Source organism: Paractinoplanes bogorensis (assembly GCF_018829635.1).
GTDB classification, from domain to species: Bacteria; Actinomycetota; Actinomycetes; order Mycobacteriales; family Micromonosporaceae; genus Actinoplanes; species Actinoplanes bogorensis.
Genome location: NZ_JAHKKG010000012.1, coordinates 20,425 through 39,560, shown reverse-complemented (window position 1 = coordinate 39,560; position 19,136 = coordinate 20,425). Strand labels below are relative to the sequence as shown.

Below are 19,136 nucleotides of genomic sequence, written 5' to 3'. Positions count from 1 at the left end.
GCTGGCTCTCGTCCATGACCATGCCGGGCATGGCGGTCGGGCCGGCCGTCGCCGCTGCCGTCGGAGCCGGCGACTCGTTCAAACGCCCCAACCCGTAGCCGGCGAACAGTACGACGATGAGCACCGCACCGAAGGCGGCGAGCCGGAACCCGGCGCGGTCCCCCGTCGGGGTCTCCTTTTCCAGAGGTGGCGCGTCAGGCATTCGCGAGCTCGTAGCCGGCCTCGTCCACCGCCGCGCGGACAGCCTCGTCGGTGAGCGGGGCCTCGCTGGTCACGGTGACCGCGCCGGTCGGGAGGTCGATCTGCACGGCGTCCACACCCGGGAGGGCCGACAGTTCGCCGGTCACCGCTTGCACGCAGTGGCCACAGGTCATGCCGGTCACGGTGTAGGTGCTGGTCACAGCCATCGCAGAAAGCCTTTCACTTCAGGAACGGACGAGCCGGGCGATCGCGTCGGACGCCTCTTTGACCTTGGCGGTCGGATCCCCGGCGCGGGCCGCGTCGACGACGCAGTGGGCCAGGTGATCCTCGAGCAGGCCGACCGCGACCGCTTGGAGAGCACTCTTGGCGGCCGAGATCTGCGTCAGGACATCGATGCAGTACGTGTCCTCGTCGACCATCCGCTGGAGACCGCGAATCTGCCCCTCGATACGCCGGAGGCGCCCGAGCAGTGCCGCCTTGTCTCCCGAATAGCCGTGCGGACCATGCTGCGGCGTCGACTCATCGGACATGACGCCAGCATACCCCCTACCCGTATCCCGCCACCCCTCGCCCCGAGCGTTGGCGGCTCGCCGTTCCAGCACCCGGCGCCCGGCGGCCCGCAACCCCGGCGGTCAGCAGTCGCGCTCGATCACCCCGACGCCCAATCACCCACGCTCAGCGACCGACCCGCGACCCGCGACCCGCGGCCGGTGGCCCACGCCCGACGAGACGGCGGCCCGGTGCCCCGCCGGCCGACGCTTGGCGGCCGACGCTCAGCGACCCGCGCCGCCATCGGCCCGCACAACAGCCCGCGCCGCGGTCAGCCCGCGACGGCCAGCGCTAACGGCAGGACTGCGGCGGCGCCCGCTCGGCGCAGGGCTCGGCCGGCCAGGGTCATGGTCCAGCCGGAGTCGACCAGGTCGTCGATGAGCAGCACCGGGCCGGTGAGGGCGGGCAGCTCGGCTTTGACGTCGGCCGGGACGGTGAACGCATCGTGCAGCACGCGGACGCGCTGGGCGCTGTTGCCGCGGCCCTCGTCGTCGGCGTGGGTGGTCGCCTCGATCGAGCCGAGCAGTGGCAGCCGGCCGATCTTCGCGATGTGAGCGGCCAGCGAGCTGATCAGCTCGGGATGACGGGTCGACGGGACGGCGACGACCGCGGCCGGGCGCTGCGACCAGGCGTCGTCGCCGTGCGCCCAGTCCTTGAGGATCTCGACCACGGCGGCGGCCAGATCGTCGGGGATCGGGGCGTCGGCCGACTCGGGACCGGCCACGCCGCGCAGACGGCTGCCCCAGCCCAGGTCGGAGAGCCGGCCCACGGCCCGACCGGGCTCGATCTGTTCGGTGGCGGCGATCTTGCCCTTGAGGCTGACGCCGACAGCGGCCAGACCGGTCGGCCACATCTTCTTCGGAGCGACCACCACGCCCGGGTGGCCCAGGAACGCATCGGCGGCGGCAAGCGCGGAGGCCGACACCTCGGCGTCGAACAGCGGGCCGGCGCAGTTGTCGCAGCGCCCGCACGGCTTGGCCTCGGGGTCGTCGAGACAGCGGCGGAGGAACTCCATGCGGCAGGCGCCCGTGGACGCGTATCCGATCATGGTCTTCTGTTCCTCGGCCCGCGCCTCGGCGACGCGGCGCAGCCGGGCCGTGTCATACGTCCAGGGCTCGCCGGTGGCGAGCCAGCCGCCCCGGGCCCGGCGCACGGCACCGTCGACGTCGAGCACCTTGAGCATCATCTCGAGGCGGGCGCGGCGCAGGTCGACCAGCGGTTCGAGGGCCTGGGTGGACGTCGGCCGGTCGGGCCACAGGTTGGCCAGCACCGAGCGCACCTGATCTTCGGGCGGGAACGCCAGCGAAGCGAAGTAGCGCCAGATCGCCGCATCCTCGGCGCCGGGCAGCAGCACGACCTCGGCGTGCTCGACGGCCCGGCCCGCGCGGCCGACCTGCTGGTAATACGCGATCGGGGAGGGCGGAGCGCCGAGGTGCACGACGAAGCCGAGGTCGGGCTTGTCGAAACCCATGCCGAGCGCGGACGTGGCCACCAAGGCCTTGATCTTGTTGTCCAGCAGGTCCTGCTCGGCGGTCCGGCGCTCGGCATCCTCGACCTGGCCGGTGTAGGACGCCACCGGGAAGCCGCGGCCACGCAGGAAGTCGGCGGTCTCGGTGGCCGCGGCCACGGTGAGGGTGTAGATGATGCCGGAGCCGGGCAGCCGGTCGAGGTGATCGGCGAGCCAGGCCAGCCGCTGGGCCGGAGTCGGCAGGTCGAGCACGGCCAGGCGCAACGAGTCACGATCGAGCGGGCCGCGGAGCACCAGCGCGTCGCCCAACTGGTCGGCCACGTCGGCGGTCACGCGGGCGTTGGCCGTCGCGGTGGTGGCGAGCACCGGGGTGCGGCCCGGGAGCCCGGCCAGGAAGATGCGCAGCCGCCGATAGTCGGGCCGGAAATCGTGACCCCAGTCGGAGACGCAGTGCGCCTCGTCGACCACGAGCAGGCCGGTCTCGGCGGCAAGACCGGGCAGCACGTTGTCGCGGAAGTCGGGGTTGTTGAGCCGCTCGGGGCTGATCAGCAGGACGTCGACCTCGCCGGCCCGGATCTCGTGCTCGATCTCGGACCACTCGTCGAGGTTGGCCGAATTGATCGTGCGGGCCGTGATGCCGGCGCGGGCGGCGGCGTCGACCTGGTTGCGCATCAGGGCGAGCAGCGGGGACACGATGACGGTCGGGCCGGACGGACGCTCGCCGGTGGCGCCCTGACGCAGCAGCGCGGTCGCCACGAAGTAGACGGCCGACTTGCCCCAGCCCGTGCGCTGCACACACAGCACGCGGCGCCGGTCGACGGTGAGCGCCTCGATCGCCCGCCACTGATCCTCGCGGAGCACCGCGTGGTCACCGGCGAGCCGCCGCAGCACCGCCTCGGCCCGCTCGCGCACGGCGGCCCGCTCGGCTGAGGTGCCTGGCTCGGCTGGGGTGGTTGCTGGCGTCTCGGTCACCCGGCATGTCTATCAGCCCGGTCCGACAGAACCCGGGTTATCCACAGGCCGGCCCGTTATCCACAGGCGGCGAAGAAAGTCGCGCCGGGCCGGAGCGGATCGGTCAAGGATCGGGCCACCCCGCAGAAGGAGCGAGCCGTGAGTCCCTACCCGTCCTCTTGGTACAAGGCGCAACGTCAGGTGCTCGACCAGATCTACGGTTCGAATCGGAACGCTCGCCGACGACGCCTCCGCGGGCAGCTCCCGCCCGAGCTGCTGAGGCGGCTGGCGGCCGGGGAGCTCTTCGATCACAGCGGCAACCCGCTGGGCATCTGGCCCGCGGGTCCGCAGACCGCGGCCCGCATCAAGCTCGCCGCTCAGCAACGCCACCTGCGGTTGGTGGGGCGCGAGGAGGTCGACCCCGACGTCCTTGACAACTTTTATTGTCGGTGCGACGCTCGGGACATGTCGAAGACGATTGCCGAGAAGCTGCTGATCAAGCCGAACACCACGGTGTGGCTGTCGGATCCGGCGCATCTGACGCTGCTGACGCCGATGCCGGACGGGGTTCGCGAGACCGACATGCTGGCCACGGCGAGCACGGCCGTGCTCTTCGCCGAGGACGCCGCGAGCGCCCGCAAGCAGCTCGACGAGCACCGGGACGACCTGGGGAAGCCGGGCGTGTTCTGGGTGGCCTATCCGAAGGGCAACCAGGCCGACATCAACCGCGACACGCTGTGGCCCATCGTCGCCGACTACGACATGCGCCCGTGCGGTCAGGTCGCGATCGACGACCGCTGGTCGGGCCTGCGCTTCCGGCCCAACCGCGAGGGCGAGGGCCGCTTCACCGGCGGAGCCAAGTAGACCGACGCCAAGCGGGATCAGCGGCCGAGACCGGCGCCAAGCGGGATCAGCGGCCGTAGACCGGCGCCTAGCGGGATCAGCGGCCGAGGACCGAGCCGCCGTTGACGTTGATGATCTGGCCGGTGACATAGCGACCGCCCGGGCCGGCCAGCCAGCGGACCGCCTCGGCGATGTCGTCGGGCACGCCGGGCTGCTTGAGTAGGGTGGCGTCGACCCGGGCGCGGTGGCCCTCGGGCGTCATCCGGTCGGCGAAGAACTCGCTGTCGGTCACGTAGCCGGGGGCGATGACGTTGGCCGTGATGCCGTCCTCGCCCAGCTCGGCGGCCAGGTCGTGGAGGTAGCCGTGCAGGGCGGCCTTGGCGGCCGAGTAGGGGCCGCCGCCACCCTTCTGGGCGGCGATCGAGCTGGTCAGGATGACCCGGCCGCCCGGACGGCGCAGGGCGGGCCGCAGGGCCGTGGTCAGCAGCACGGCGGTGAGGACGTTGGAGTCGAAGTTGGCCCGCCACTGGGCGGCGAGGCCGTCGAGTGTGGAACCGTCGCCCGGCACGTAGGCCCCGGCGTTGTTGACGAGCACGTCGACCGGGCGCTCCCCGACGGCCGCGACCACGGCGGCGATCTGGGCCGGGTCGGAGACGTCGGCGGTGACCGCGGACGCCTGCGGGCCGATCCAGGCGACGGCGTCGGCCAGCACCTTCTCCCGCCGGCCGACGACGATCACGTCGTAGCCCTCGCCGGCGAGCATGCCCGCCGTCGAACGCCCGATTCCCGTTCCGCCACCGCTGACCACCGCGAGCCTCGACATACCCGAACCCTATCGACCGACCGGACCAGCCAGGCCCCGGCCCACAAAGCCCGACCAGACCAACCAGACCCCGACCCACAAAGCCCGACCAGACCAACCAGACCCCGACCCACAAAGCCCGGCCGGTCCGCGCCGGTCGATCAGGTGGTGGATGCGGGTTCGGGTGTGCGGAGCGTGGCCAGCCGAAGAGGACGCCAGGCCACGAGCGCGACCAGGGCCATCGCCACCGCCGCGGTCCAATAGGTGGCGGTCAGGCCGTAAACAACCGCGACCGCGCCGCCGAGCAGGGAACCCAGTGCCGCCCCGCCCAGGTCGAGAAACGAGTAGACGCTGGTCACCCGGCCGTACATCGCGTCGGGCACGTCGCGCTGACGGATCGTGGTGACGACGACGCCCCAGACCGTGGTGTGGATGCCGAAGATGACGATCATCGCGGCGGCCGCGAACGGTGAGCGGGTCGCGGCCAGCGTGGCGTGCAGGGCCATCTCGATCAGCAGGCCCGCCCGCAGCAGCGGTGCTGCGTCGAGCCGGCCGATCAGGGCGGGTGCGACCAGCGTGCCGAGCAGGCCGCCGACCGCGAACGCCACCAGCAGCACCCCGTAGCCGACCTCGGTCAATCCCAGACGTTGCTCGGCGTAGAGCACGAAGATGGCGAACGCAGCACAGAAGACGACGTTGCCGACCGCCATCGTGACCGCGAGCGTGCGCAGCAGCCGATGCCGCCACAGCCACCGCACGCCCGCGCGGATCTCGCCCCGCAGGTCACGCCGAGCGGGGGTAGGGGCAGGGGCGGGGGACGACACGGCGCGGACAGTGAGGACGAGTGCGGCGGAGACGACGAACGTCACGGCGTTGACGGCGAACGGCACCGCGGCCGCCACCACGAACAACCACCCGCCGACCGGTTTGGCCGCGAATTGATTGAGGACATTGAAGTTCGCGTACATGAGGGAATTGGCCTCGGGTCGTGCCGCAGCGGGCACGACCAGCCGGACAACGGCCGCCGACGCCGTGTCAGCCAGCGTCTCCCCCGTGCCGAGCAGGAAGAACACGGCCAGGACGAGTGGCACGGTCACCACGTCGAACGCCACCGCCGCACTCAGCGCGGCCAGCGCCGCCGCCCGCAGCAGGTTGACCGCGACGACCAGGCGCCGGCGGTCGACCCGGTCGGCCCAGGCACCGCTGGTCAGGGCGAACAGCAACCATGGCAACTGCTGCGCGAAGACCGCCGAGGCGACGGCCGCCGGATTGTGGGTGATCGAGGCGACGAGTAGGGGCCCGGCGACCATGGTGATGCCGTCGCCGAGGTTGGTGACGGCGGACGAGGTCCAGAGTTTCCAGAAATCCGCACCGAGTGGTGCGGCGAAAAGGGCACGCAAAAGGAGCTCCTCGAGCGAGGGGAACGGTCAGAAGCGACCGCCCGACGCGAGGAGAGACGAGGGCGTAAAGGGCCCTAGCGTCCCCGCGTCGAGGCGAAGACCGTCACCGAGGTGCTTTGCATGCGCGAACCCCTTCCTGCCGGACGCCGACCTTAGCCTGAATCCCGGCATCTGGGCACGAGCGTTACGGGTTTCCCGGGACGGCTCCGGACGACCCGCCCCTCGGGTCACAATCGGCACATGGGGCGGACGGAGCGAAACGGGCAGATCGCGTCGCTCCGGATCGCGGGGCGGTATCGGCTCGTCGAGAAGCTGGGCACCGGCGGTATGTCCGAGGTGTGGCGCGGCTACGACGAGACACTCGGCCGGTCGGTGGCGGTCAAGATGCTCTCGCCCCGCCTGGCCGGTGACCAGATGTTCCGCGATCGCATGCGACAGGAGGCACTGGCCGCCGCGCGACTCAGCCATCCGCACATCACCGGCATCTTCGACTTCGGCGAATCACCGCTGGACGAGCGACTGACCATTCCGTACGTCGTCATGGAGCTCAACGACGGCGAGTCGGTGTCCTCGCGGATCGCGCGACGTGGGCCCCTCCCCTGGCGCGAAGCCGTCACCGTGGCCGTCGAGGTGGCATCCGCGCTGGCCACGGCACACGCGCGAGGCGTGGTGCACCGCGACGTCACCCCGGCCAACGTGATGCTGACCGGCGGCGGGGCCAAGGTCGTCGACTTCGGCATCTCGGCGATCATCGGCCAGCGCGACGCCGCGCCCGACGGCAGTCTGCTCGGCACCCCGGCCTATCTCGCGCCCGAGCGGCTCGGCGGCTCGCAGGTCTCGGCGTCGGCCGACGTCTACGCGCTCGGGCTGCTGCTCTACCGCTCGCTCTGCGGTCGTCTGCCGTGGCCGGCCGAGACCACTTCGGAGGCGCTCCGCGCGCACCTGTACGCCGACCCGGAGCCGCTGCCCACGATCCCGGGGTTGCCCGAGGCCGTGGCCGACCTGTGCCTGCGCTGCCTGACCAAGGACCCGGCCGACCGTCCGGTGGCGGCCGAGGTGGCCCGCGACCTGGCCGGCGTCGTCGGCGTGCAGGCGATCATCCCGCCGGTGGTCGAGCGCGCGGCCGACGCCCCCGAGGCCGTACGCGGTGCCGCCTACCCACCGCCGGTCGCGCCGAGGCCCCGCCCCGGCATGGGTAAGGCCCTGCTCGCCTATCTCGGGCTGCCGGGCGGGATCCCGGGTCCGCGCCCGCCGGCCCGGGTGCTGCGACTGCGGGCCGGGCTCCGGATCGGGGCCGCGCTGCGGCTCGGCGGCCCGCGCCCGCTCGGCGGCGGCGTCTTCCTGGGCGGCCGGATCGGCGGGAGCCATCGCGCGCAGAGCGTCCTGATCACGCTGGCCGTGGTCGCGGTGGCCGGGACCAGCTGGGCCGTCACCCGCAACACGCCGGACGTGCAGGAGGCGCAAGCGGCTGGGGCGGGCGTCGCGGTGGCCGGACCGAGCGACGACGAGTCGCGGTGTGCGGTGCGCTATCAGCTGCGGCGGGACTCGGGCCGGGACTACGAGGCCCAGCTGACCGTGGCGACCACCCGGGAGCTGGCGCACAGTTCGTGGCGGGTGCAGTTCCTCTATCCGGGCACCCAGAAGCTGACCGGCTCGTCGAAGACGGTCACGCAGAAGGGCCGCAAGGTGACCGCGAAGGGTCACGGCAAGCTGCGGTCGTTCACGCTGCGTGGCGAGTATCGCGACTACAACCCGCTGCCGTTGTCGTTCGCGGTCGACGGGGTGCGCTGCCGCGCCGAAGTGATGGCCAACCCGCCGGCCAGCCGCCGCGAACGCGACCGGGGTGTTCAGCCGGCGAGGAGCTGGTCGACCGGCGCGTAGTCGTCGGTCAGCACCCGGGCGTCGTCGATGAAGTCGGTCAGCGCCTGGCCGGTGAGCAGCACCCCGGGATCCTTCACGTCGGCCACCCGCCGGGCCACCTCGTCGGTGGGCAGCGGGCTCTTCGACGCCATGATCACGAAGTTGGCCCCGACCTGGCCGTCCAGCGCCTCCTGACTGCTGATCACGGCCACATGCGGGAACGCGGCGGCCACGGTGGCCAGCTCGGCCCGGATGAAGCGGTCGGGCGGATAGTCGATGACGTTCTGGACGTAGATGCCGCCGGGCCGGGTCACCCGGGCGATGTCCGCCGCCATCTCGCGGGTGGCCAGGTGCCACGGCACGGTCAGGTGGCCGAAGGCGTCGCCGACCACGAAGTCGTAGGAATCCGTCTTCTCCGAGGCGACGCCGACGCGGGCGTCGCCCACCCGTACGCGAAGATCGGGCCCGGTGGTCAGGCCGAGCCTTTCGCGGTCGAGCTTGACCAGGTCACCGTCGAGCTCGAGCACCAACTGGTCGCTGCCGGGCCGGGTCGCCCGCACGTAGTCGGGCATGGTGAACCCGCCGCCGCCCAGGTGCAGCGCGTCGACTGGACCCGCGGGCAGCACGTCGGCCACCGCCCCGATCCACTGGATGTAGGCGAACTCCAGGTGCCGGGGGTCGTCGAGGTCGACGTAGGAGTGCCGGGCCGAGTTGAGGATCAGCTCACGCCCGCCCGGGGTGGACGGGTCGGCTTGCACGCGGGCGCAGTGGTAGGCCGTCTCGATGTCGCACGGGTTCGGCGAGGCCACCCCGAGACCGGCCCCGACCAGGCCGATCGACGCCAGCACGGCCCGGGTCCGCGGTCTGCCGGGCAGCTCGGCCGCTCCCCCGTTGCGCCGCAACCACCAGGCCAGCACGGCCCCGGACAGCGCGAGCAGCACCGCCAGCGAGATGACGATCCAGCTCGAGGGCACCGCGGCGACGAAGATGAACCCGGTCGCCAGCGTCGCCGTGATCGCGCCCAGGGTGCCCATGCTGGACAGCCGACCGACCACCGAACCCGTCCGGTCCAGGTCGCTGAGCTGCAGCTTCACCACCAGCGGGGTGATCGCCGAGAGCAGGAAGGCGGGCAGGAAGACGGCCAGCGCGGCGAGCAGCAGCACCGCGGGCGCGGCCCCGCCCCGCAGCAGCTCGCCGCCGAACCGCACCAGCGGCAGCGTGACGGCGGCACCGATCGCCCCTAGCAGCAGCGCCGGCACCAGCAGCGCGCGCGGGTCGTAGCGGTCGGCGAGGCGGCCGCCCAGCCACGTCCCGTACGCGATGGCCGCCAGCGCGATGCCGATGACCGAGCTGCTCACCTGCAACGTGACGCCGACATAGGGCCCGACGAGCCGCAGCGCGACGATCTCGAGGACGAGGACGGCGCCACTGGACCCGAAGACCAGAGCGGTGGCGAGACCGGACGGCAACGCCCGCGGCGGCTTTCCCATTCGCGGGATGCTATCCGGCCCGGCCTGGGAAGAAGCTGCTAGAGCATGGACACGTGCACGTGATTCGTGTGTTCGGCCGACGCCCCGCCACTGCCGCTGTAGCTCTTCCACCCCGTGCCGGGCATCCAGATCTCGCGGAACCAGATCACGTACATCACCCCGAGGCGGTCCGCGTTCTTCACGAAGTAGGCCGCGAGATTGTTTCCGTACGTCTTGTCGCCGCCGGTCGCCGGGGATGTCTTGTACGTCGTCGCGTTGGACGACATGTCACACGCCCGGCCCTTCGGATGCTCACCCGAGCTGCGCTGACTCCAGCACACCGTGTAGCGGCCGAAGCCGTCCGACTTAGCCTCCTGATAGGCGTGCAGGGTCCGCGGGGTGAGGCAGCCCGAGCTGGTCGGGTCGTTGATCGTGCACTTCTCGCTGGGCCAGGAGCCGTCCGAGTTGCGCGGGGCCGGCTTGGCCAGCGGCGAGTTCACCGACACGAAGCCGCCCGAGACACTGCCGCCGCCGACGCTGGCCAGTGCGCGTTCGGCCTCGTTCTTCTTCTTGGTGAGCGCGGCGACCTGCTTGGTCTGCTCGGTGATCTCTTTGGCGATCGCCACCTTGGCCGCCTCGGCCTTGTCGAGCGACTCGCGATATTGCGTCAGGGTCGCGCTGTCGAGCTGGGCCATCATATCGAGCTGCTGAATGCGCTCGAGGAAGATGTCGGGTGAGGTCGCGTCGAGCAACATGGCCATCGTGTTGGGCCGGCCGAGCCGGTAGGACCGGTTGGCGATGTCGTTGACCCGGACCTCGAGCGCCTTGGCCCCGGCCTGCGCCTGCTTGACGGTCGCCTGCAGCTGCACCGATCGCTTCTTCGACGCGTTCAGCTTCTGGATCGCCACCGCCTGGCCCTTGGCCGCGGACTCGAGCGCGCTGCGCAGCGTCTTGTCATCGCCCTCGTCCGGATCGGCCTGGGCCACCCCGGACGTCGCCGTCAGCAGAAGCGTGCAGGCCGCCACGACCAGCACGAGCAAACCGCTGAGCCGGCGCTGGAAAACCGCCGCCACGGATACCTCCCCATCGTCAGCGCGGGCAGACTCTACCGTGATACGTAGGGAAGCGGCAGATCGATCAACTGGCCGAGTAACCACCGTCGACGAAGAGTGTCTGGCCGGTCACAGCGACGGCGGCATCGCTGGCCAGAAAGACGGCACAAGCCCCGAAATCTTCCGGTACGCCGTTTCTGCCGATCATGGCGCGGGCCGCGTGCTTCGCGACGGTTGCCGGATCCGCGAAGACCGGTTCGGTCAGTGGCGTGTGCACCACTCCGGGGGCGATCGCGTTGACACAGACGCCCTGAGCCGACCACGCCTCGGCCTGTGACCTGGTCAAACCGACCAGACCGGCCTTGGACGCACCGTAGGCCCCGCTGTTTCCGTACGCGCGGAAGGCCTGTTGGGACGCCACGTTGATGATCCGTCCCCAGCCGCGCTCGGCCATCCGGGGCCCGAACGCCTGACCGAGCAGAAACGGGGCTGTGAGGTTCGCCGCCATCGTCACGTCCCAGTCGTCCTCGGTGAGCTCGCCGAGGGGCGGGCGCCGGTTGACCGCCGCCGAATTGACGAGCACGTCGGGAGATCCGTACCGGGAAATGGTCTGGTTGATCAGTTCGGAGACGGCCGGCCGGGAGGAAAGGTCGGCCCGCAGCGCATGCCCCTCGACGCCGAAGCCGCGCAGTTCGTCGACGACCTCGGCCATCGGCTCGGGCCGGCGGGCCACCAGCAGCACGCGTGCCCCGGCCCGGCCCAGCGCGATCGCCATGGCCCGGCCGATGCCCGAACTGCCGCCGGTCACCATCGCGGTGCGGCCGGTCAGACCGAAAATGCTTTCCAGGTACGCCGTCACGAGCACCTACAGAATCGACGTGTCCGGGAAGAGCGTGTCCCGCACCGTCCGCCAGATGTCCTCGTTGGCGGCGACCAGCAGGCCGCGCTCACTGTCCGTCGGACGGTAGGGGGCACCGTCCAGATGCAGCGCCGTGCCGCCGGCCTCGCGCACGATCAGCGAACCGGGCACGTGGTCCCACGGCAGGATCCGCCAGAAGAGCGCGAACTGCTGCTCGTCGAGGGCGACCGCGGGGTATTCGTACCCGGCGCAGTGTTTGCCCTTGGTGACCTCGCCGAGCGCCGCCGCGTTGGGCTGAGCCACCGCGCGCAGACGTTCGGGCAGATAGTGCGTGGCGACGACACCGCGCAGCGCGGCCGCCCCGGGATCGTCGGTGCGTGTCTTCACCCGTACGCCGTCGCGGTAGGCACCCGACCCGGCCTCGGCCACCGTCATGTGGTCGCCGACCGCGTCGAGGATCCACGAGGCCGCCGGTTCGCCGTCCCGCAGCAACGCCACCATGATCGCGAACGGGGTCTTGCCGGCCGCGAAGTTGTTCGTGCCGTCGACCGGGTCGACGATCCAGACCGCGCCCGGTTCACCCACCCGACCGAGCACCCGCGGGTCGGCCGCAACCGCTTCCTCGCCGACCACGATCGAGCCCGGCAGCAGGGCGGTCAGGCCACGGGTGAGCGCGACCTCGGACTCCTTGTCGGCGATCGTGACCAGGTCGCCCGGCGACTTCTGGACGATCTCGTCGGTGGACAGGTGACGGAAACGCGGCAGCACGATGGTGGCCGCGACCTCCCGGATGAGCTCGCCGACCTGATCAAGCACGCGGCGGCAACTTCACGACGCTGACGAAGAACTCGTCGATCTGCCGGATCACGGTGATGAACCGCTCGAAGTCGACCGGCTTGGTCACGTACGCGTTGGCGTGCAACTGGTAGCTGCGCAGGATGTCTTCGTCGGCGGCCGACGTGGTGAGCACGACGACCGGGATCCGGCCCAGCTCGTCGTCCTTCTTGATCTCTTCGAGCACCTCGCGGCCGTCGCGCTTGGGCAGGTTGAGGTCGAGCAGGATGAGGTCGGGGCGGGTGGCGTCGGCGTACTGGCCCTCGCGGCGCAGGTAGGCCAGCGCCTCGGCCCCGTCGGAGACGACGTTGAGCCGGTTGCGGACCTTGTGTTCCTCGAACGCCTCCTGGGTCATCAGCACGTCGCCGGGGTCGTCCTCGACCAGCAGCACCTCGATCGGGGTGCCGTCCGCCCGTAGGGGAGACGTCATGCCGTGACCTCTTTTCTCGTTTCCTGCGCCGGCACCGGGGGCTCCTCGTCGGAGGCGCCCGGCAGCACCGGGAGGGTGAACCAGATCGACGTCCCGACCTCGGCCTCGAGGTCGAGCCAGATCCGCCCGCCATGATATTCGACGATCTTCTTGACGATCGCCAGACCGATGCCGGTGCCCTCGTACGCATCCCGGGCGTGCAGCCGCTGGAAGATGACGAACACCTTGTCGGCGAACTCGGCCTCGATGCCGATGCCGTTGTCCCGCACGTTGACGCGCCACTCGCCGTCGACCTGCTCGGCGCTGACCCGGATCACCGGGGGCACGTCGGGCCGTTTGAACTTGAGCGAGTTGCCGATCAGGTTGACGAACAGGGTGGTGAGCAGCGGCTCTTCGCCCTCGACGACGGGCAGCTCGGACCAGGTGATCTCGGCCTCCTCGCCCGCCCGCGGCTCGAGCTGCGACTTGACCTCGGTGAGCACCCGGTCGAGCGGCACCTCGGTGAAGCCCGAGGTGAGCCGGCCGATGCGGGAGAAGGCGAGCAGGTCGTTGATCAGACGCTGCATCCGCTGGGCGCCGTCGACGGCGAACGCGATGTACTGGTCGGCGCGCTCGTCGAGCTGACCCGCGTAGCGGCGTTGCAGCAACTGGCAGAAGCTGGCCACCTTGCGCAGCGGTTCCTGCAGGTCGTGCGACGCGACATAGGCGAACTGCTCGAGGTCGCGGTTGGAGCGGGTCAGTTCCTCGGCCTGCACCTTGAGCTGGTCGTTGACCCACTCGATCTGGGTGCGGGCCTCGCGTACCTCGGCCAGCTCGGCGGCGATCTTCTGCCGCATGCCGTCGACGTCGTCGGCCAGGCTGGACAATTCGGGCGAGCCGGTGCTCGAGATGTGTTTCTCGTAGTCGCCCGCGGCCACCTCACGTACCTGCTCGGCGAGCTCGGTGACCGGGCGGCTGACCATCCGGTCGAGCAGCAGGATCAGCGCCGACCCGGCCAGGATGATGATCGCGGCGGCCGAGATCTGGATCGCCACCATGGTCCGGCTGCTCTGCCGGGCGGCCTCGGCCGAGGCGGCCCGCAGCACGGCGATGTCGTCCTGCATCGCCCCGATCGCCGACCGCAGGGCGTCGAACTTCTCGGTCGAGATCGCGTTGATCTGTGCCTGCCCGGCCTGGACGCCCTCCGACTTGATCGTCGCGATCACCGGCTCGGCGACGTCGCGGTGCCAGACTGCGGCCCGCCGCTGCACCTCGTCGAGCGCGGCCCGGATCTCGGTGTTCTCCGGGCGCAGATAGCCGTTGATTCGCTCGATCAGCATCTTCTCCTGGGCGACACCCTCGGTGTACGGGCGCAGGTTGGCCTCGTTCCCGCTGATGGCGTAGCCACGGATGCCGGTCTCCTGGTTGACGTACGCCGTGTTCAGCTGCTCGCCCGCGGCGCGCATCGGGCTGGCCCGGTCGAGCACGTTGTCGAGCTGGCGGTTGTTGCCGGCCGCGGTGATCACCGCGAACACGCCGAGCACGGTGAAGATCAGGCCGACTGTGACGCAGAGCGCGATGATCCGTCGGCGCAGCGTCCAGCCGCGGAAGCTCATCGTCCGTTCCCCCGGGTGATCAGGAGCATGGCCACGTCGTCGGCGAGCGGGCCGCCGTTGGCGTGCTCGGCCCGGCCGACCAGCCAGGCGGGCAGCGCCGGGAGGGGCACGGCCTGGGCCGCGGGCTCCTCGAGCAGCGCGCACAGGCCGGTCACGTCGAGGCGCTCGTTCCCCACGCCGGTGTGGCCCTCGATCAGGCCGTCGGTATACATCAGCAAGGACCAGTCATCTCCGGACAGCTCCACCTCGGTGGCGGGCGTGGGCTTCGGACTTACCCCGAGGACGATTCCCGTACGCGCTTCGACCGGCCCGACCCGACCGCCGCTGAGCAGCACCGGCGGCGGATGCCCGGCCAGGCGGACCACGGCGCGCCCGACGTCCAGGTCGAGCGTGATCGACGCGACGGTGGCGAACACCTCGCGGGCCCGGCGCTCGCTCATCAGCACCTGTTCGAGCGAGCCGAGGATGGCGTCGTCGGGCACCCCGGCCAGCACCAGCGCACGCCAGGCGACCCGGAGCTCGACGCCGAGGGCCGCCTCGTCGACGCTGTGCCCGCAGACGTCGCCCACGATCACCTGCAGCTTGTTGTCACCCACCTGGACGACGTCGAAGAAGTCGCCGCCGAGCAGGCCCATCGCCCGGCCCGAGCGATAGAACGTGTGCACCGCCACCCGATCGGTGGACATCAGGGGCTGGGGCAGGAGGCCGCGCTCGAGGCGGGCCGACTCGGCCTGGCGCAGTTCGACCTCGCGCAGCCGCTGGGCATTTTCGTCGGCCCGCTTGCGCTCGACCGCGTAGCGCAGCGCCCGGGTCAGCAGAACGCCGTCGACCTGGCCCTTGACCAGGTAGTCCTGGGCGCCCTCGGCCACCGCGTCGACGCCCAGGTGCTCGTCCGAGCGGCCGGTGAGCACGCACACCGCGGCGCTGCCGGCCACCGCGAGCAGTTTGCGCAGGCCGTCGATGCCCTCGGCGTCGGGCAGGCCGAGGTCGAGCAGCACGCAGTGGATGCCGGGCAGCAGGCCCCGGGCCTCGCGCAGGCTGGTGGCGACCCGCAGGTCGAACGGCGCGTCGGCCTCGTGCAGCAGCTCGCGGACGAGGAACGCGTCGCCCTCGTCGTCCTCGACCAGCAGGACGCGCAGGCGCTCCTGATAGGCCGGGGCGCGGGTGCGCGGCGCGACCGAGCGCTCAGTCATTGCGCAAAACCCACCTGTCCTCGCGGCCACCCTGACCCGCTGATCGTGGCGCACCGACTGCGGGGGCACAACACTCTCACGTGGCGTCTTCGGCGGCCACGCGACGGGCGTGCATGGCGATCACCTCACCCAGGATGCCGTGCAGCCGGCCGCATTCCCGGCAGTGCAGATTCTCGTCGAGGTGGCGTCCGCCGCACTCGACGCACGTGCCCCGGTCCTCCGGGTCGCGGTAGGCGGCCAGGGCCTTGCACATGGCCCGGATCACGTGGTCGCCGACGGGGAAGACGGCCTCGCCCATCGCGGTGCGCACGCCCACCATCGCGACCGGGCCGGCGTCGGGCGCGGGGTCGTAGGGCGCGACCGCGTCGATGAACGCGGCCATGACGGCGGCTGGGTCGATCGGCGTGCTCACGCCGACAACGCTAGGCCACCGGATATTCGATCTTCCGGCCTACCCGGTGTCGTACCCAACCGCTTAGATGTCACCCATGCGAGCACCCGCCCTCACCGACCCGGCGCACCGGGCCCTGGCCGCTCTCGTCGCGGTCGTCGTCCTGGCCCTGGCCGGTTTCGCGGGCCTCGCGTCGGTGCGCCCGCCGGCCTCGCGACCGGTGTCGGCGCCCGAGGCCGAGTTCAGCGCCGAGCGCGCCTTCCAGCAGGTCGAGGCGATCGCGACCCGCCCGCACCCGGTCGGCAGCCCGGCCAACGACGAGGTGCGCGAGCGGCTGCTGACCACGCTGCGCGGCATGGGCCTGACCCCCGAGGTGCAGGACACGGTGTCGATCGAGGGTGCCGGGCTGTCGTCCAGCGCGGGCGGCACCGGCCTGGCCCGGGTCCGCAACGTGATCGCGCAGATCCCCGGCACGGCCTCGACCGGGCGCATCTTCCTGGTCGCCCACTACGACTCGGTGCAGGTCGGGCCGGGCGGCAACGACGACGCGGCGGGCACCTCGGCCGCGATCGAGACGGCGCGGGCCCTGCTGGCCGGCGACCGCCCGCGCAACGACGTGGTGCTGGTGCTGACCGACGGCGAGGAGGCCTGCCTGTGCGGGGCCAAGGCGTTCGTCGACCAGCACCCGCTCGCCCGCGACGGCGGCGTGGTGCTCAACCTCGAGGCCCGGGGCAGCAGCGGCCCGGCCATCATGTTCGAGACCTCGGCCGGCAACGGGCGCCTGGTCGAGGCCTACTCGCACGCGGCCAAACCGGTCGGCACGTCGTTCGCCGTCGAGATCTATCGGCTGCTGCCCAACGACACCGACTTCACGCCGTTCCGCGAGGCGGGCTTCGCCGGGCTCAACACGGCGTACATCGACGGCGCGGCGGTCTATCACGCGCCGACCGACGTCCCCGCCGCGATGGACCGCGACAGCCTGCAACACCACGGCGACAACGCGCTCGCCCTGGTCCGCGAGCTCGGCGGTCGTGACCTGGCCGACCTGAAGGCCACCGGCGGCGGCGACGCGACCTACTTCCCCGCGCCCGGCCTGCTGGTGCGCTATCCCGGCTCGCTGGTCTGGCCGATCGCCGTCCTGGCCCTGCTGGCGGTCGCCGCGCTGGCCTGGCTGGCCCGCCGGCAGCGACTGATCACCGGCCGCCGCGCGCTCGTCGCGGGCGCGCTGACCCTGGTGCCGATCGTGCTGGCGCCGGTGCTGGCTCAGGTGCTCTGGGCCCTGCTCAAGATCATGCGTCCCCCGTACGCCGAGATGCCGATCGACCCGTACCGGCCGGAGCTCTATCGGGTGGCCGTCATCCTGCTGGCCGCGGCCGTGATCCTCGCCTGGTTCGCGCTGCTGCGCCGCCGGGTCGGGCCGGCCGCCCTGGCCCTCGCCGGGTTGGGCTGGCTGGCCGTGCTCGGCGTGGTGCTGGCCGCGTTCGTGCCCGGCGGCTCCTACCTGGCCGCCCTGCCCGCGCTCGCCGGCGCCGTGTTCGGCCTGGTCGCGGTCACGACCCGGGGCTGGATCCCGGTCGTGGCGGTGACGCTCGGCGGCGCGGTGGCCACGGTCATCCTGCTGCCGACCGTGATCATGCTGTTCCCGGCGCTCGGCATGGGCCTGGGCGCGGCCGGGGCGTTCCTGACCGTATTGCTCGGGCTGGCCCTGCTGCCGGTGATCGACCTGATCCACCCGCGGGCCGGGGGCCAGCGCGGTATCGAGGCGTTGCGCAGTCGCCGCCTGGGCGCCGTGCCCACGCTGGCCGTGGTGCTGGCCGTGATCGTCTGCACGGCGGCCGGGCTGGCGGTCGACCGGTTCGACGCCCAGCGCCCGGCCCTGACCCAGCTCATGTACGCGCTGGACGCCGACAACGGCACCGCCCGCTGGATCAGCGACGAGCCCGACGTCCAGGACTGGACCTCGCAATACATCTCCGGCGATCTGCACCGCGTCGACGACACGCTGCCCACGTTCGGCCCCGAAGAGGTCCGCACCGGCGACGCCCAGGCCGCCACCCTGCCCGCGCCGCTGCTCACCGTCGAGTCCGACACCCGCTCGGGCGACGCTCGCACGCTCAAGCTCCGGCTCCAGCCGCAGCGCGCGGTCCGCCTGGTCACGCTGCACGTGGCGGCGGGCGCCACGGTCGAGTCGGCCACCGTGGGCGGCCGCCCGCTACCGTCTCGGACGACCGGCGACCACGCCTGGGGCTGGGGCTTCGTCTTCCACGCCCCACCGTCCGACGGCGTCGAGATCACACTGACCGTGCGCGCGAGCGGCCCGGTCAAGTTCCGGGCGATGGACGGCAGCGACGGCCTGAGCGAGCTGCCGGGCTTCCGGGCCCGCCCGCCCGCGGTCGGCATCGTCGGCTCCCACACGAGTGAGTTGCTCGCCGTCGCCAAGACCTACACGCTCTGAGCGCCTAACGGCCGCGGCCGCGGCGGCCGGTCGACTCGTTGTGCTTGAAGTGCACGAAGAGCCGGCCCCAGTTGTCGCCGTCCTTCTCGACCCGGTGGTAGAGCTGCTTGATCTCCTTCTGGTCGAGGAAGCGCAGCACCTTCTTCTTCAGCGCACCGCTGCCCTTGCCCGGGATGATCTCGACCATGGCGGCCTTCTTCTGGATCGCCTCGTCGATCACCCCGCGCAGTGCCTTGTCGATCTCGGTGCCCTTGTTGAAGATGTCGTGCAGGTCGAGTTTCAGCTTCACGTTCCCGACCTTATGCCGTCTCGGATTTGCCGAGCCACTGCTCGACCCGATGGACCGCGTCCGAATACTCCGGCTGCTGCTTCATCGCGGCGGCCAGACGCAGATGCGGCAGCGCCTCACGGAAGCGCCCGTCGCGCTCCAGCGTGCGGCCGAGTACGTGATGCGCGTAGTGGTCGGACGGGTCGTGCTCGACCAGCGCGCGCAGCTGGGCCTCGGCCCGGCCGAGCTGGGCCGAGTTGAAGTAGGCCCGGGCCAGCAACTGCCGGACGGCGGTGTTGTGCGGCTCGGCCTCGACTATCGGCTCGAGCAGGCGGGAGGCCCCGAGCGGATCCCCGGACTCGAAGAAGAAGGTCGCCCTGCGGTACTCCTCGAGAAGATCCACGTGCCGCTCCTCACGCTCGCGCCTGCCTAACGCTGGCACAACAAAGCGCCAACGGCGAGTGTTCCGATCATCCAAGCTTCCCGACAAACCCGCCCATAGGCCACCCCCGACGA

The 19,136-nt window shown here is 71.5% G+C and carries 18 protein-coding genes; 3 read left to right on the top strand and 15 right to left on the bottom strand.

What is annotated here, in order from left to right:
• Window positions 1-194: 194 nt before the first annotated feature.
• The 3 genes from KOI35_RS34145 to KOI35_RS34135 all read right to left on the bottom strand — a co-directional run bounded on the left by KOI35_RS34145 (window position 195) and on the right by KOI35_RS34135 (window position 3,190).
• Window positions 195-407: a heavy-metal-associated domain-containing protein gene (locus KOI35_RS34145; RefSeq protein ID WP_215792834.1), complete on the bottom strand. Its 213-nt coding sequence runs from the start codon at window positions 405-407 to the stop codon at window positions 195-197.
• A gap of 18 nt (window positions 408-425) precedes the next feature.
• Window positions 426-731, bottom strand: a complete 306-nt coding sequence (locus tag KOI35_RS34140) for a metal-sensitive transcriptional regulator (RefSeq protein WP_184953800.1) — start codon at window positions 729-731, stop codon at window positions 426-428.
• A 290-nt stretch (window positions 732-1,021) separates the two neighbouring features.
• A complete protein-coding gene (locus KOI35_RS34135) occupies window positions 1,022-3,190 on the bottom strand; it encodes a RecQ family ATP-dependent DNA helicase (protein WP_308121278.1) in 2,169 nt (722 codons plus the stop codon).
• A 138-nt stretch (window positions 3,191-3,328) separates the two neighbouring features.
• Here KOI35_RS34135 and KOI35_RS47880 point away from each other — a divergent pair, with 138 nt between their 5' ends.
• Entirely contained in the window at window positions 3,329-4,033 is a 705-nt protein-coding gene (locus KOI35_RS47880) for a hypothetical protein (RefSeq protein ID WP_246614239.1), read from the top strand.
• Window positions 4,034-4,109: 76 nt separating this feature from the next.
• On the opposite strand, the gene KOI35_RS34125 is transcribed toward KOI35_RS47880, so the two are convergent.
• Together KOI35_RS34125 and KOI35_RS34120 are read right to left on the bottom strand one after the other, a co-directional pair.
• Window positions 4,110-4,835 (bottom strand): SDR family NAD(P)-dependent oxidoreductase, encoded by a 726-nt coding sequence (locus KOI35_RS34125; RefSeq protein WP_215792833.1) that lies wholly within the window; start codon window positions 4,833-4,835, stop codon window positions 4,110-4,112.
• A gap of 140 nt (window positions 4,836-4,975) precedes the next feature.
• Window positions 4,976-6,214 carry an MFS transporter gene (locus KOI35_RS34120; protein WP_215792832.1) on the bottom strand — a complete coding sequence of 413 codons (1,239 nt, stop codon included), beginning with the start codon at window positions 6,212-6,214 and terminating at the stop codon, window positions 4,976-4,978.
• Between the two features lie 240 nt (window positions 6,215-6,454).
• Here KOI35_RS34120 and KOI35_RS34115 point away from each other — a divergent pair, with 240 nt between their 5' ends.
• Entirely contained in the window at window positions 6,455-8,095 is a 1,641-nt protein-coding gene (locus KOI35_RS34115) for a serine/threonine-protein kinase (RefSeq protein WP_215792831.1), read from the top strand.
• On the opposite strand, the gene KOI35_RS34110 is transcribed toward KOI35_RS34115, so the two are convergent.
• The 8 genes from KOI35_RS34110 to KOI35_RS34075 form a co-directional block, all read right to left on the bottom strand.
• On the bottom strand, window positions 8,062-9,564 hold the full coding sequence (locus KOI35_RS34110; protein ID WP_215792830.1) for a fused MFS/spermidine synthase: 1,503 nt from the start codon (window positions 9,562-9,564) through the stop codon (window positions 8,062-8,064). The two genes, KOI35_RS34115 and KOI35_RS34110, sit on opposite strands and share 34 nt — an antisense overlap.
• Before the next feature lie 38 nt (window positions 9,565-9,602).
• A complete protein-coding gene (locus KOI35_RS34105; RefSeq protein WP_308121277.1) occupies window positions 9,603-10,616 on the bottom strand; it encodes a coiled-coil domain-containing protein in 1,014 nt (337 codons plus the stop codon).
• A gap of 64 nt (window positions 10,617-10,680) precedes the next feature.
• On the bottom strand, window positions 10,681-11,460 hold the full coding sequence (locus KOI35_RS34100; RefSeq protein ID WP_308121276.1) for an SDR family NAD(P)-dependent oxidoreductase: 780 nt from the start codon (window positions 11,458-11,460) through the stop codon (window positions 10,681-10,683).
• Window positions 11,461-12,270, bottom strand: a complete 810-nt coding sequence (locus tag KOI35_RS34095; RefSeq protein ID WP_215792829.1) for an inositol monophosphatase family protein — start codon at window positions 12,268-12,270, stop codon at window positions 11,461-11,463.
• Complete coding sequence (locus tag KOI35_RS34090) at window positions 12,263-12,718, bottom strand: response regulator (protein WP_215792828.1); 456 nt, start codon at window positions 12,716-12,718, stop codon at window positions 12,263-12,265. Before KOI35_RS34090 ends, KOI35_RS34095 begins: the two co-directional genes overlap by 8 nt.
• Window positions 12,715-14,313, bottom strand: coding sequence for a sensor histidine kinase (locus KOI35_RS34085; RefSeq protein WP_215792827.1), 1,599 nt, complete (start codon window positions 14,311-14,313; stop codon window positions 12,715-12,717). The genes KOI35_RS34090 and KOI35_RS34085 overlap by 4 nt, the downstream gene beginning before the upstream one ends.
• Complete coding sequence (locus KOI35_RS34080) at window positions 14,310-15,506, bottom strand: PP2C family protein-serine/threonine phosphatase (RefSeq protein WP_215792826.1); 1,197 nt, start codon at window positions 15,504-15,506, stop codon at window positions 14,310-14,312. The genes KOI35_RS34085 and KOI35_RS34080 overlap by 4 nt, the downstream gene beginning before the upstream one ends.
• Window positions 15,507-15,582: 76 nt before the next feature.
• Window positions 15,583-15,918: a hypothetical protein gene (locus KOI35_RS34075; protein ID WP_215792825.1), complete on the bottom strand. Its 336-nt coding sequence runs from the start codon at window positions 15,916-15,918 to the stop codon at window positions 15,583-15,585.
• A 76-nt stretch (window positions 15,919-15,994) separates the two neighbouring features.
• Here KOI35_RS34075 and KOI35_RS34070 point away from each other — a divergent pair, with 76 nt between their 5' ends.
• The gene (locus tag KOI35_RS34070) at window positions 15,995-18,352 is read left to right on the top strand and encodes a M28 family peptidase (RefSeq protein ID WP_215792824.1); all 2,358 of its coding nucleotides are present in this window, start codon (window positions 15,995-15,997) and stop codon (window positions 18,350-18,352) included.
• A gap of 4 nt (window positions 18,353-18,356) precedes the next feature.
• Here the strand turns inward: KOI35_RS34070 and KOI35_RS34065 are convergent, their stop codons facing one another.
• Both KOI35_RS34065 and KOI35_RS34060 read right to left on the bottom strand, forming a co-directional pair.
• Window positions 18,357-18,641 (bottom strand): Smr/MutS family protein, encoded by a 285-nt coding sequence (locus KOI35_RS34065; RefSeq protein WP_215792823.1) that lies wholly within the window; start codon window positions 18,639-18,641, stop codon window positions 18,357-18,359.
• Between the two features lie 10 nt (window positions 18,642-18,651).
• A complete protein-coding gene (locus tag KOI35_RS34060; protein WP_215792822.1) occupies window positions 18,652-19,023 on the bottom strand; it encodes a tetratricopeptide repeat protein in 372 nt (123 codons plus the stop codon).
• Between the last annotated feature and the right edge of the window lie 113 nt (window positions 19,024-19,136).

Bases quoted from the DNA above. Each gene is read 5' to 3' on its own strand.
- KOI35_RS34145 (WP_215792834.1), bottom strand. From the start codon at position 407: ATGGCTGTGACCAGCACCTACACCGTGACCGGCATGACCTGTGGCCAC.
- KOI35_RS34140 (WP_184953800.1), bottom strand. From the start codon at position 731: ATGTCCGATGAGTCGACGCCGCAGCATGGTCCGCACGGCTATTCGGGA.
- KOI35_RS34125 (WP_215792833.1), bottom strand. From the start codon at position 4,835: ATGTCGAGGCTCGCGGTGGTCAGCGGTGGCGGAACGGGAATCGGGCGT.
- KOI35_RS34115 (WP_215792831.1), top strand. From the start codon at position 6,455: ATGGGGCGGACGGAGCGAAACGGGCAGATCGCGTCGCTCCGGATCGCG.
- KOI35_RS34110 (WP_215792830.1), bottom strand. From the start codon at position 9,564: ATGGGAAAGCCGCCGCGGGCGTTGCCGTCCGGTCTCGCCACCGCTCTG.
- KOI35_RS34090 (WP_215792828.1), bottom strand. From the start codon at position 12,718: ATGACGTCTCCCCTACGGGCGGACGGCACCCCGATCGAGGTGCTGCTG.
- KOI35_RS34085 (WP_215792827.1), bottom strand. From the start codon at position 14,313: ATGAGCTTCCGCGGCTGGACGCTGCGCCGACGGATCATCGCGCTCTGC.
- KOI35_RS34080 (WP_215792826.1), bottom strand. From the start codon at position 15,506: ATGACTGAGCGCTCGGTCGCGCCGCGCACCCGCGCCCCGGCCTATCAG.
- KOI35_RS34070 (WP_215792824.1), top strand. From the start codon at position 15,995: ATGCGAGCACCCGCCCTCACCGACCCGGCGCACCGGGCCCTGGCCGCT.